Annotated in this window: 11 protein-coding genes; 8 read left to right on the top strand and 3 right to left on the bottom strand. The window is 46.6% G+C overall.

Annotation, left to right across the window (positions count from 1 at the left end; genetic code table 11):
- Positions 1 to 33: 33 nt before the first annotated feature.
- The 5 genes from D0X99_RS04385 to D0X99_RS04365 all read left to right on the top strand — a co-directional run bounded on the left by D0X99_RS04385 (position 34) and on the right by D0X99_RS04365 (position 5,391).
- The gene (locus tag D0X99_RS04385; RefSeq protein WP_119476939.1) at positions 34 to 1,260 is read left to right on the top strand and encodes a nucleoside permease; all 1,227 of its coding nucleotides are present in this window, start codon (positions 34 to 36) and stop codon (positions 1,258 to 1,260) included.
- A gap of 14 nt (positions 1,261 to 1,274) precedes the next feature.
- Positions 1,275 to 2,147: a hydroxypyruvate isomerase family protein gene (locus D0X99_RS04380; protein WP_119476938.1), complete on the top strand. Its 873-nt coding sequence runs from the start codon at positions 1,275 to 1,277 to the stop codon at positions 2,145 to 2,147.
- Positions 2,148 to 2,173: 26 nt separating this feature from the next.
- Positions 2,174 to 3,853 (top strand): GMC oxidoreductase, encoded by a 1,680-nt coding sequence (locus D0X99_RS04375; RefSeq protein ID WP_119476452.1) that lies wholly within the window; start codon positions 2,174 to 2,176, stop codon positions 3,851 to 3,853.
- 21 nt (positions 3,854 to 3,874) lie between these two features.
- A complete protein-coding gene (locus D0X99_RS04370; protein WP_119476937.1) occupies positions 3,875 to 4,429 on the top strand; it encodes a gluconate 2-dehydrogenase subunit 3 family protein in 555 nt (184 codons plus the stop codon).
- Positions 4,430 to 4,491: 62 nt separating this feature from the next.
- Positions 4,492 to 5,391, top strand: coding sequence for a sugar phosphate isomerase/epimerase family protein (locus tag D0X99_RS04365; protein WP_119476451.1), 900 nt, complete (start codon positions 4,492 to 4,494; stop codon positions 5,389 to 5,391).
- Here D0X99_RS04365 and D0X99_RS04360 read toward each other — a convergent pair.
- Entirely contained in the window at positions 5,388 to 6,038 is a 651-nt protein-coding gene (locus tag D0X99_RS04360; protein ID WP_233553645.1) for an MCP four helix bundle domain-containing protein, read from the bottom strand. The genes D0X99_RS04365 and D0X99_RS04360 overlap by 4 nt on opposite strands.
- A 109-nt stretch (positions 6,039 to 6,147) precedes the next feature.
- Complete coding sequence (locus tag D0X99_RS04355) at positions 6,148 to 6,942, bottom strand: glycoside hydrolase family 16 protein (protein ID WP_119476450.1); 795 nt, start codon at positions 6,940 to 6,942, stop codon at positions 6,148 to 6,150.
- 139 nt (positions 6,943 to 7,081) lie between these two features.
- Here D0X99_RS04355 and D0X99_RS04350 point away from each other — a divergent pair, with 139 nt between their 5' ends.
- Positions 7,082 to 8,245 (top strand): homogentisate 1,2-dioxygenase, encoded by a 1,164-nt coding sequence (locus D0X99_RS04350; RefSeq protein ID WP_119476449.1) that lies wholly within the window; start codon positions 7,082 to 7,084, stop codon positions 8,243 to 8,245.
- A gap of 57 nt (positions 8,246 to 8,302) precedes the next feature.
- Here D0X99_RS04350 and pafA read toward each other — a convergent pair whose 3' ends face one another.
- Positions 8,303 to 9,937 carry an alkaline phosphatase PafA gene (pafA, locus tag D0X99_RS04345; protein ID WP_119476448.1) on the bottom strand — a complete coding sequence of 545 codons (1,635 nt, stop codon included), beginning with the start codon at positions 9,935 to 9,937 and terminating at the stop codon, positions 8,303 to 8,305.
- 106 nt (positions 9,938 to 10,043) lie between these two features.
- Between pafA and D0X99_RS04340 the strand changes: the two genes are divergently transcribed.
- Both D0X99_RS04340 and D0X99_RS04335 read left to right on the top strand, forming a co-directional pair.
- On the top strand, positions 10,044 to 11,645 hold the full coding sequence (locus D0X99_RS04340; RefSeq protein ID WP_119476447.1) for an aminopeptidase P family protein: 1,602 nt from the start codon (positions 10,044 to 10,046) through the stop codon (positions 11,643 to 11,645).
- A gap of 105 nt (positions 11,646 to 11,750) precedes the next feature.
- Positions 11,751 to 13,454, top strand: coding sequence for a hypothetical protein (locus tag D0X99_RS04335; RefSeq protein WP_233553644.1), 1,704 nt, complete (start codon positions 11,751 to 11,753; stop codon positions 13,452 to 13,454).
- Positions 13,455 to 13,477: the final 23 nt, after the last annotated feature.

Below are 13,477 nucleotides of genomic sequence, written 5' to 3'. Positions count from 1 at the left end.
AAGCAAGTTTTTCAGTACTCAACTCCAAAGCCGATGAATTTCCCAACCAAATTTCGCCTATCCCTGATGATGTTTTTGGAGTTTTTTGTTTGGGGATCCTGGTACGTGACAATGGGGACTTTTCTTGGCAACAATCTGCTGGCAAAAGACCAGGACATTTCTCTGGCTTTTTCCACCCAGTCTTTTGGCGCCATCATCGCTCCTTTTATAGTAGGACTCATCGCTGACCGTTACTTCCATGCGCAACGGATTCTTGGAGTGATCCATTTGATCGGGGCAGGCCTTATGTACTTGCTGTACTCATCTACTGATTTTTCCGAATTTTTTCCCGTACTTCTGTTTTACATGATTTTGTTTATGCCGACCCTGGCTTTGGTCAACTCCATTTCCTTTAATCAGATGAAAAACCCGGAGAAGGAATTCTCGGTAATCCGGATTTGGGGCACAATCGGTTGGGTAGCAGCAGGTTTTTTGATTTCATCCCTTGCCTGGGACAGCCAATCTGGTCTGACCGAGGGATTGTTGAAAAACACCTGGATCATGGCATCTGCGGTTTCTGTGGTCTTGGGCCTATACAGTTTTACACTTCCATCCACTCCACCCCGGGCCAAAACATCGGGTGAATTTAAATTATCGGAGGCACTGGGATTGGACGCACTTGCCTTGCTTAAGCATAGAAACTATGCGATCTTTTTCCTGTCCTCGATACTGATTTGTATCCCATTGGCGTTTTATTATCAAAATGCCAGTCCGTTTTTAACAGAAATCGGCTTGGAAAACTCCACCGGTAAAATGGCCCTCGGGCAGGTATCAGAGGTATTGTTCTTACTGGCCTTACCCATTTTCTTTTCCAGATTTGGGCTGAAAAAAACCTTGATTGTGGCCATGCTCGCATGGGCAATTCGGTATGTTTTCTTTGCTTTTGGGGATGCTGACTCTGGAGTCTGGATGCTATTGGTTGGCATAGCGCTACATGGAGTATGCTATGATTTCTTCTTCGTGAGTGGACAGATTTACACCGATTCTCATGCAGGGGAAAAATTCAAGTCATCAGCACAAGGATTAATCACCTTGGCCACCTATGGAATTGGGATGCTAATTGGCTTTTGGGCAGCCGGTCAAATTTCAAATTTCTATCTCCAAATCGACGGATCACATCAGTGGAATTCAATTTGGTTGATTCCTTCTGGCATTTCCCTTTTGGTTTTACTATTTTTCATTTCTTTTTTCAAAGAAGAAAAAGTCAAGCCTCAACCATAAACCCCAAAACAACCATGACCTTCAATTCAGGTAGAAGATCCTCCTTCAAAAAAATGATCCTAGGCGGAGCTGCAATGGGCTCATTGGCGTCCTTCGATTGGAAGTCAGGAGAGCCCCTCCAACTCAAAGGAAATATCAACCATGGCGTTTGCGCCTGGACCATGCCTTCGCTCAGTCTGGATGAACTTTGCGTGACGATCAAGAAAATAGGTTTCAACGCCATTGACCTGGTTGGTCCGAAAGGTTGGGACACCCTAAAAGCTCACGGAGTGGAATGTTCCATGTGTAATGGGGCCGAACTGGGCATTCCCAAAGGATGGAATGATCCACAATACCATGAGCAACTGATCAAAAACTACACAGAATTGATTCCGGAAGTCGCCAAATACGGCTACAAAAATCTGATTTGCTTCTCCGGAAACCGAAATGGTATGGATGATGAGACCGGGATGAAAAACTGTGCCGAAGGCTTGAAAAAAATCATGGGGGTGGCAGAGAAACACGGGATAATGATCCAAATGGAACTGCTCAATAGCAAAGTAAACCATAAAGATTACATGTGTGATCTTTCTCCTTGGGGAGTTGAATTATGCAAAATGGTGGGAAGCGAAAATTTCAAATTGCTTTTTGATATCTACCACATGCAAATCGATGAGGGAGACATCATCCGTAGTATCCAAACCAACCATCAGTATTTCGGCCATTATCATACTGCAGGAAATCCCGGACGAAATGAACTGGATGAAAACCAGGAAATCAACTATCCAGCCGTAATGAGAGCCATCGTGGCCACGGGTTACAAGGGGTACGTTTCCCATGAATTTATCCCAAAATCTGAAGACAAAATCGCGGCACTAGCCCAGGCAGTGCAGGTTTGTGATGTGTAACTAATTAAACCAAAAATACCATACCTATGGCAAATGAAGCGTATGACGCAATCGTAGTTGGGTCAGGGATTAGCGGCGGATGGGCCGCTAAAGAGCTGACGGAGAAGGGGCTGAAAGTATTGCTCCTGGAGAGAGGCCCAATGGTCGAGCACGTAAAAGATTACAAAACCGCCACTCTTTCCCCTTGGGAAGTGCCTCACAGAGGTCGAAGAACCCAGGAACATTTGAATAATCACCCCAACCTGAAACGAGATTACGTTCTAAACGAACTCAATCTGGATTGGTGGGCACATGAAAGTGACTCTCCTTATATCGAGGAAAAGCCGTTCACCTGGTTTAGAGGATATCAGGTAGGAGGCCGTTCCCTTCTTTGGGGAAGACAATCCTATCGCTGGGCAAATCTTGACTTTGAAGCCAATGCAAAAGAGGGGATCGCCGTAGACTGGCCAATTCGATACAAAGATATTGCGCCCTGGTACAGCTATGTGGAAAAATTCATCGGGGTATCCGGTTCAAAAGACGGCCTGGATATTCTTCCTGATGGAGAATTTCAACCACCTATGCCAATGAATTGCGTGGAAGAAGCAGGTGCCGCAAAAATTAAAGAACACTACAAAGGTGCCAGAACTTGGACCATCGGTCGTCCGGCCAACATTACACAGCCGCTTCCCGGCCGTCCAGGATGTCAGTACCGAAACAAATGTTCTTTGGGCTGTCCTTTTGGAGGATACTTCAGCACACAGGCTTCTACACTTCCAGCTGCTCAGGCTACCGGCAATCTGACTTTGAGACCTTGGTCCATCGTCCGTCGCTTGATCTATGACAAAGACACCCAGAAAGCAACCGGTGTGGAAGTACTCGATGCAGAAACCAATCAGACCGTGGAATATGATGCAAAAATCATCTTCCTCTGCGCTTCAGCATTCAATTCCACGGCCATCCTGATGAGAACCGCCACCGACATTTGGCCGGGAGGTTTGGGTTCGAGCTCAGGTGAATTGGGTCACAACGTGATGGATCACCACTTCCGATTGGGAGCAAATGGCAGAATGGAAGGCTTCGAAGACAAATATTACTTTGGTAGAAGACCAACCGGACTTTACATTCCAAGATTCAGAAACCTCAACGGTGAGAAGCGTGATTACATCCGTGGCTTTGGCTATCAGGGTGGAGCAAGCAGAAGCGGTTGGAGCAGAGATGTCGCCGAATTGGGATTTGGTGCGCCCATGAAAGATGCGTTGGTGGAGCCGGGACCTTGGTCAATGGGTATTACCGCTTTCGGAGAAATCCTTCCTTATCATGAAAACACCATAAAGCTTTCTGACACCGTGAAAGATAAATGGGGAATGGAAGCCTTGGTCATGAATGCTGAGATCAAACAAAATGAGATCAACATGCGAAAAGACATGATGGCTGATGCAGCAGAAATGCTGGAAGTGGCAGGATTCAAAGATGTTAAGACCTTTGATGCCGGGTATACTTTTGGACAAGGTATCCACGAAATGGGCACAGCTCGTATGGGTCGTGATCCAAAAACTTCTGTACTGAACGGCAACAACCAGGTGTGGGATGCGAAAAACGTATTTGTGACTGATGGCGCTTGCATGACCTCTGCAGCCGCACAAAACCCATCGCTGACGTATATGGCGTTAACTGCTAGAGCTGCTGCCTTTGCTGTGGATGAATTGAAAAAGATGAACCTCTAATCTGAGATAGACATGACTGTAATGAATAGAAGAGACGCATTGAAAAGCGTCGTCCTGATGATGGGAGGTACTATGATCGGTGCCACAGCCATCCTAACCGGTTGCTCACCGGAGAGACAACTCAAAGACCTGAATTTCACGCCAGAGGATCTTGCCTTTCTAGACGAAATCGGGGAAACGATCATTCCAACCACTGATACTCCGGGTGCCAAAGCAACCAAAATCGGCGAGTTTATGCAGATGATGATCAAAGACTGCTACGATGCGGATCAGCAAAAAGCCTTTATTGACGGCCTGAATGCTCTGAGCAAAGACTTCAAGGCTGAAAAAGGTGCTGACTTCATGGAGGCTAAACCTGAAGACCGGCTGGCTTTCCTAAATGCAATGAATGAAAAATTCAAAGCAAGCGGGGAAGAGCGTCAGCCAATCGTCATCAACATGCTTCGTGACCTGACCGTTTTGGGGTATTTCACTTCCGAAATTGGTGCGACGCAAGCCCTTCGATTTGTGGAAGTTCCCGGAAGATTTGATCCCTGCATCAACTACAAAAAGGGCGACAAAGCCTGGGCGATCTAATCCCCACAATTCTTCAACCTTTGCCTGCTTCTTCGGAGGCAGGCATTTTCATTCCACCCACTATGAACAAACCCAGAAGAAAATTCATCCAACTAGGAGCCATGCTAGGTTTAGGAGCGGCAGTTATGCCATTGCAATTTTGCGCAGCTCCGAAGAAAGAAGAGGAAGCGATTGGGGATATGGCAAGTGCCAAATCCAAACTCAGCAACTTTGGCATTCAGCTTTACTCCGTCAAAGAGGACATGGCCATCGATCCGGTAGCCACCATGAGAACTTTGGCAAGCTATGGTTATAAACAGTTTGAGGGATTTGATGGAGGAAAAGGCATCCTTTGGGGAATGCAACCTACCGAGTTCAAGGCCTTGATGACCGAAATCGGTGTGGAGATGATCGCTTCCCATGCCAATGTTTTTGAAAACCTGGAAACCCAAGCCGCTCAAGCAGCCGAAGTTGGGATCAAATACCTCATCTGCCCATGGATTGGCCCCCAAAAATCACTGGAGGATTACAAGAAAAAAGCGGCTGAGTTCAATCAAATCGGCGAAAAGCTAAAACCTTTCGGAATCAAATTCGCCTATCACAATCACGACTACACGTTTGTCACCCAGGAAGGGGCCATTCCTCAGGACATCCTCATGGACAATACCGATCCAGCTTTGGTGGATTTCGAAATGGATATCTATTGGGTGCATGTGGCCAATGCCAAACCTGCCGAGTATCTGGCAAAATATCCTGGCCGATTCCGGCTTTGCCACCTGAAAGATGCAGAAGTTGGAACTGGTGATCCACATCAGAGAGGGGTACTACTGGGTGCTGGAGAAATTCCCTACGCAGACCTCATAAAGCAATCGAAGGAATTGGGAATGGAATATTTTATCGTAGAGCAGGAAAGATTCCCAACCGGTACTCCTCTGGAAGCTGCCGCAGCTAATGCGAAATACCTTTCTGCTTTGGAATTTTAAATCATTCCTTGGTTTTTTTCTGACTTTCGGAACAGAAACAGGAACATCACAACCACCAAAATAATCAGCAGAGCCACCTCAAACTGAGCCCAAATCTGGGAACGGTTGATTAGGATCTTGGCTTTGCTGATTAATTTTTCTCCCTCTTCCAGCTGAATTTTGCTCAGGCTATCCAGGTCCTGACGTGCCCGGGTGATTTTTTGATCATAAATTTTGACCTGTTCCCGGTTTACTCCTGAGGAGTCGGTATAAAGCAACTCGTAACTATTAATGTTAAGATCTTTTTCAATGATCTTCTTGAAATCAGTGAGGTACACTGCTTCCTGTTCGGTGAGATTAGTAGCCTCAAATTCAGCAATAATCCCCAAAATTGCCTTTTCGTTATCTGAAATTTCTTTGATCACCTTTGAATAATCATAGTCCAAGTTGCAGTGATCAATCAATTTCTGGATTTGGAAAAGCCTTTCTGAAATTTGAAAAATATAGCCCTCCACCACTAGTCGATCATTGTACACCTCGGTGAATGTACTGCTGATACTTCTGAAAGACCTTCTTTCCAGTAGGTTTTTGCCATATAACATCAACAGCAACACACCGATGATGATCAGCGCCTTGAACTTTCTTCTTTTCAGTACAAAATCTTGCATGGGGAGTGAGTAATTCTAACCGACAGTCTTTTTCTAAGTAATGGACAATCTCAGACAATACAAAAAAAGAAGCCCTTTTTGGTGAATAACACCTCAAATTGAATGAAAATCAAGGTTTTTTATTGTAAACCCTGACGTAATCCACCTCCATACGCTGCGGCCAGATACTGGCGTCGACACCCTTTTGACCTCCCCAGTTTCCTCCCACTGCGATATTGAGAATCAAATGAAATGGCTGACTGAACGGCCATTCCTTGTAGTCTTTTCCGGAATTTTCAAAGGTGAAATACTTGTGTCCGTCAATGAAAAAGTCAATTTTCTCTGCGGACCAATCTATCGCATAAATGTGGAACTTCTCATGAAAATCCGGAACCATCAGTTGCGCACCTTTCTGAGTTCCAATTCCGTGATTGAAAGCTTCCGTATGCACGGTCCCGTGTACTTTTCCAGGATCAAAGCCGACATGCTCCATGATGTCGATCTCACCGTTTTTTGGCCATCCACCATGTCGGTTTTCTTCAGGGAGCATCCAGATCGCAGGCCAGGTTCCCACTCCTTGGGGAAGCTTTGCCTTGACCTCGATGTACCCATATTCCCAGGCTGCTTTACCCTTAGTAACTAATCTTGCTGAGGTATAGCCTTTGGGACGGGAAGGATCGGAATGAGCCTCGATGATCAGAACTCCTTTTTCAATCCTGGCATTTTTGGGATCAGCCTTGGTATAATCCTGAAGTTCATTATTTCCCCAACCATGATCTCCCACATCGTAGCTCCAGTTGGCCGGATCGGGAAGTCCATCTTTTTTGAATTCTTCGGACCAGATTAAATTGGCTTTCGGTTCCTTTTGGGCAAAACAGGAAAGACATATCGTAAGTCCAAAGAATAGAATCAGTGCGGTTTTCATAGGTATTTAGGAGATTCGGAAAATACAAAACTTTCCCAATACGATCGGGTTTGAAAAAAGAAAGAATTCAAACTCTCATGTAGGGCACATCTTGCTCAACCAAAATTGGTAATTTAGCAGTCAATATAAACCCAATGACATGGCCTACTATTTCAGACTGGGACAGATTCCGCCCAAAAGACATACCCAGTTTCGCCAACCGGACGGCAGCTTATACAAAGAGGAATTGGTGAGCTCCAAGGGCTTTTCCGGCATCTATTCCAACCTTTACCACATCTACAATCCCAACGAGGTCAAATCGATCGGGACTCCTAAGCCTTTCAGCTGGGAACCTGCCAAGGCACACGGTCTGAACCAAACCCACCTTAAAACTTCGGGAGTGGACACGACAGGCGAAGACTACCTCAGTGCCCGTCGGATGCTCATGATGAACAATGACGTGATGATGGGAATCTGCTCCCCGCGTCAGCGAAAGATGGACTATTACTTCAAAAATGCCGATGGGGACGAGTTGATCTACATCCACGATGGAGAAGGTGTCCTTTACTCCCAATTTGGCAAACTTGAGGTGAAAAAGGGCGATTATGTAGTAATCCCCCGAACGACCATTTATCGATTTGAATTTGCTGAGGAAGGCCCGTTGAGATTGCTGGTCATCGAGTCACACGGCCCAATTGAAACAGTAAAAAGGTATCGAAATGAAGTAGGTCAGCTTCTGGAGCACTCACCCTATTGCGAGCGGGACATCCGTCCTCCACACGAATTGCATATTGAGCGGGAAAAGGGAGACTACCTCGTGCAGATCAAAAAGCAGGGATTCCTCCACCAATACTCCTATGGTCACAGTCCGTTGGACATCGTGGGTTGGGATGGATACCTGTACCCTTATGCTCTTTCCATCCATGACTTTGAGCCAATCACCGGCAGAATCCATCAGCCGCCACCAGTCCATCAGACCTTCCAAGCTTGGGGATTTGTGATTTGCTCCTTTGTTCCTAGACTGTTTGATTACCATCCGCTGGCTATTCCAGCACCTTATAACCATTCAAACATTGATTCGGATGAAGTCCTCTACTATGCTGAGGGGGAATTTATGAGCCGAAAAGGAATCGACAGGGGATCGTTTACCATTCACATGGGCGGCTTACCCCATGGCCCACATCCTGGCACTGTCGAAAAATCCATCGGAGCCAAAGAAACCCATGAATATGCGGTCATGCTGGACACTCACAGACCGCTATTCATCACCACCGACGCATTGGAGTTTGTCGACAAAAACTATCCGATGAGCTGGACAGAGTAAACAAAAAAAGGCCTCCCAAATAACTGGAAGGCCTTTTTTGTGATTTTTTCATTTCTCTTATTGTACGATCGCCCGAATCGGTTTACCCGTGGTGCCATTGGGGAATTTTATTTTCAGCAACAAGGCCAGCGTCGGGGCTATATCGGTCACCGTTGTATACTCCGAGCTATGACCGTGCTTGATTCCCCAGCCATAAAATGAAAGGGGAACATGGGTGTCGTAACTGTAGCCGGATCCATGAGTGGTTCCGCGCTGACCGCCGGTGAGCCAGGCTGGCTCCAGAACTAAAAGAACATCTCCTGAGGCCTTGTGATTGTATCCCAATTGGAGAAGCCCTGGCCTGTTTTGGGTAAACTCCTGGGTTCGAAGATCCGCTGCGGTGTAGGCTTCTTTAACTCCCTTGAATCGCAACACGAAATCTGCAAAATCCCGCTGCATCTGTTCAAAATCAAGTTTCTTTTCCCGAGCCAAATCCTTGTTTAAGAAAATTTGCTCGTTGGAATAGCTCAGCACCCAGTTGCCTTCTCCATACATAGCCTGAGCAAACCCTTTGAGCTGCCCCAAGATCATCCCGGAGTTAAAATTTCCTGCAGGCACTTCTTCACTCACCATATACGCCGGTACTTCGGCTACGGCATGGTCTGCTGAAAGGAAGACCAAGTATTGGCCCTTTCCGATTTTTTTGTCCAGGTAATCAAAAAACTTGGCCAATTCCTGATCCAATCTCAGGTAGTTGTCTTCCACCTCTATGGAAGAAGGGCCAAATCGGTGACCAATGTAATCTGGACTGGAAAAACTGATGGCCAGAAAATCGGTCTCTCCACGCTGACCTAATTTTTCCCCTTCAATCGCAGCATAAGTGAAGTCGAGCGTAAGGGTATTTCCAAAAGGAGTGGAAGAGATCAGTCCATAGCCACCGTTAGCCGCTTTGAGGGAATCCAGGATGTAAGGGAAAGTAGGGCTGGTCTTCCCGATGAAAATTCCCTCATAGGGATTATCATCCGGAAGGCTGTTTTTATAGGATTCAATTGGGAAAAGTGGATTCCAAGTCTGCTTCAAATACGTGTCCGGAAGTTTTTTAGCATTGAATTCAGACACCCATTTCGGCAAAGTCAACGTATCATAATAATAAGTCGAAGTCATAAAATCCCCATTGACATCGTCATACCAATAGGCATCTCCGGTATGACCTGCAGGAAGACTGGCTCCCCGGTCCTTGATCGCAATTCCCACCACTTTGGATCTTTTGGCAGTGCCAAACCTCAACTCATCCGTGATGGTAGTGGTGAGCATGTTGCGTGGGCTGATTTTTCCGTTTTCCGGCGTTCCTCCAACGTTGGTCACCGTACTGTCTTCTGCGCAATAAATGAATTTCCCCAATTGACGGTTGTACCATTCATTGGCGATAATCCCGTGCGTAGCGGGAGTCGTACCGGTGTAAACCGAGGCATGACCAGGACCTGTGTAAGTCGGGATATAGTTGTAATGCGCGTTGGTCAGCATAAATCCATGGTCCAAAAACCGCTTGAATCCCTCCGCCACAAACCGATCCTTATACCGGTATAAATACTCCTGACGCATTTGGTCTACAATGATTCCGACAACAAGCTTTGGCTTTTCGGGAGGAGTCTGTCCAAAGGCAAAAAATTGAACTCCAAGAAGCAGGACAAGTAAGGCGGCAAGTTTTCGCATAGAGGTTTTATTTAATCCTTAAGATAAAGATATGGCTCTTTCGATAGAATAGCACTTTGTTTCCTGAACAAAAGGGTGCAGATTGATAAACCTAACCGTTGTTTTCATGAAACAATCCCTGTTGACAGCATTACTTCTTTTAAGTTTCTGCTTATCCGCATTCCCTCAATCCTATTTCGAAGATGGACTTTCGGCTGATTTTCACAAAGATCGGAGAGAGGCGCTTCGGTCCCTAATGCCCAAAAACAGCGTGGCGGTGATCTTCACCAATCCAGTAAAAAACCGCTCCAACGATGTCGACTTTATCTACCATCCCAACACGGATTTCTTTTATTTGACCGGCTTGAGGGAACCCAATTCGGTCTTGGTCATTTTCAGTGAATCCAGGGACTTTGGGAGCTTTTCGGCGGATGAACTCATCTACGTCCAGCCCCGAGATCCGCGGGCAGAGCAATGGAACGGAAAAAGACTCGGGGTAGAAGGTGTGAAAGAAAAACTGGGATTTACTCAGGTGTTTCTTCATGACGACTTTGGGAAATCTCCCAAGCTGGAATTCCAGCAGTTTGACCAGATTCTTTCTTTCGATTTGGGAAAGGCGCAGGAGGAAAGCAGTGCCAATACTCCCATGTTGGAGATGATGGCTCAGTTTAAAACATCGACGGATTATCCGAAGGAGGTTTCTGAAGTGACCCAACGAATGTATGAACTGATTCGGGCGACCGAAATCGAAAACTCGGCAAACGTGGCCCAAGTAATCGGGCGGTATCAGCGGACCTATCCCGAAGTAGAAAAAGACCCCATTTTGAATGACTTTGTGAAGGCAGACACGCCCGAAGGAAGAATGGCCGTCAAAGAAAAAATCCCGACCCCCAAACTGAACCTTACCGCACTGCCTGCCATACTGGATCAACTTCGCGAGGTCAAGTCTGCAGAAGAAATTGCTTTGTTGAAGAAGGCGGTGAAAATCTCAGCCATCGGACAGATCGAAGTGATGAAAGCCGCCAAAGTCGGCATGTCAGAGCGCGAAGTGCAGGGAATCCATGAATTCATCTACAAACGCTACGGTGCCGAAAGTGTCGGCTACCCTTCAATTGTCGGCGGCGGTAACAACGGCTGTATCCTGCACTACATCGACAATGACCTAAAAAACCTGAATCAGCGGCTATTGCTCATGGACCTTGGGGCAGAATGGAAGGGCTACACCGCAGATGTGACCCGAACCATCCCGATCGATGGCTCCTTCAACGATGAAGAAAAGGCGATCTACGAACTGGTTTTCAAAGCACAGGAAGCAGGGATAGCACTGTGCAAAGTGGGGACTGAATTTTCGGAAATCGGTCAGGTCACCCGTCAGATTATCAACGAGGGCCTGGCGGAATTGGGAATCATCAAGGCTGGTGAGCAGCACAATTATTTCCCTCACGGCACCTCGCACCACTTAGGCCTCGATGTCCATGACCGAGGCGAATACGGTTCCTTGAAAGAAGGTGCGGTACTTACGGTCGAGCCTGGAATTTACATTCCAGAAGGAAGCAAGTGTGACAAAAAATGGTGGGGAATCGCCGTTCGGATAGAGGATGATATTCTGATTACTTCCAATGGTCCGATCAATCTTTCGGCGGACGCTCCACGGACAGTCCAATCAATCGAGCAAATGATGCGGATCCCAAGTGTGTTGGAAAACTGGGTATTACCAGAAATTGACTAGAAGAGCTAGATCCCAACAGTGACCTGGTCAGCTCCAAAGCAAATTGATCAGGTCATTTTTTGGATAGCCCGCTTCAATTTTCCAATTCTTTTCTAGCTTTAAGCAATGCAAAAATTGACCTGCCATCGACTTTTAGGCCTTTTTGTTTTTGGGTTAGGCCTCCTGATCAATACTGAGTTTAGCTTTGGCCAAGGTGCCTACATCCCCTACGACCGGGATTACTATCACAAATTCGAGCGATATGAAATCCTTCAGGGAAAGACGAATCCCTTTTTCAATACCGGATATAAACCTCTGCGGAGAGATATCCTGGCCAATTACTTGGACAGCCTGGCGGAAAATCCGGAGGTAATCCAATCCAAAGCGGACCAATTCAATCTCGACTACTTGAGTCAGGACAACTGGGAGTTTTCCGATAGGGAAATTCCCAATTCCAAAAAACCTTTCCTCAAATCCCTCTACCGAAAACCCGGGGATTTTGCCCACTACGAGGGAGAGGAATTTGGCATCCACCTGAGTCCGGTGATTTACCTGAGCGGTGGTACTGAAACCGACAATGAACGTAATCCTGCCCGCCTTGCCCGAGGCTTGGTGGTAAGAGGGTCAGTGGACAAAAAAGTGGGCTTTTACACCTATCTGACTACTTCTGAGGTGTTTTTTCCGAGTTGGGTAAAAGACTATGCAGAATACAACGGCGCAGTACCGGGGGAAGGATTTTGGAAAGAATATGACGGGGATGGCTATAGCTACTTTTCAGCCCTTGGCCATGTGAATTTCCAAATCACCAAACACATCGAGGTGCAAGTAGGACATGACCGCAACTTTGCTGGTGAGGGTTACCGTTCTTTCCAGATTTCGGATTTTTCAAATCCCTACATGTTTGTGAAATTCAATACCAAAGTGTGGAAATTTCAGTTGACCAACCTCTGGACCCAGATGACTGCGGATGTCTTTTACAACAGGGGAAGACCGACCGACGGACGCTATCCTCAGAAATATTTTGCTTACAACCGGTTGGGATTTAATGTGGGAAAAAACCTAAACCTGGGCTTTTTCTCTTCGATCATGACCAGTAAAATCAACTTCAACTACTTCAACCCTTTTATCTTTCTCCGCTGGGTAGAGCAGCAGCAGGGTTCACCGGACAAGGTCATGCTGGGATTTGACGGAAAGTGGATTTTTGTGCCGGGCATGGAGCTTTACGGACAGTTTGCCTTGGATGAGTTTGTCTTCAATGAGTTTTTCGAAATCGACGGCGAGGGATCCAAACGAAACAAATACGGCGCACAACTGGGTTACAAATACATCAATGTTTTTGGACTGAAAAACCTCGATTTCCAATTGGAATGGAATCAGGCCCGCCCTTACACCTTCCAGGAAAAAGTCGATTACCAGTCCTATTCCAATTGGAGAACTCCCCTTACCCATCCCCGGGGCGCGAATTTCAGGGAGTTTGTCGGAATTGTGCGCTATCAGCCTTTGCCCAGATTGGATCTGAATCTGACCGGCTTCTACCAGTATTTTGGAGCGGATGAAAATGCAGAAACCAACTGGGGTGGAGACGTGCTGAAAAACCGACTGGAAGGAAGCCCAACGGGTTTATTCAACAATTACATCGGGCAAGGGGTGGAAAACAAAATCATCCAAACCAACCTTACGGCTTCCTACATGCTCAAGCACAATTTCTTCGTGGACGCATCTCACACCTTCCGCAGAAGGACGGCCCAAGACTTGGATGCGCCAGTCAGCAGTCATTACTTGCAGTTGGCATTCCGCTGGAACTTTATCCGGCCGGATTTCAACTATTGATCGGAGTGGCACTGCGAGCCAAG

It is taken from the genome of Algoriphagus lacus (assembly GCF_003583985.1).
Taxonomy (GTDB): domain Bacteria; phylum Bacteroidota; class Bacteroidia; order Cytophagales; family Cyclobacteriaceae; genus Algoriphagus; species Algoriphagus lacus.
This window is presented reverse-complemented; position numbering and strand designations above follow the sequence as displayed.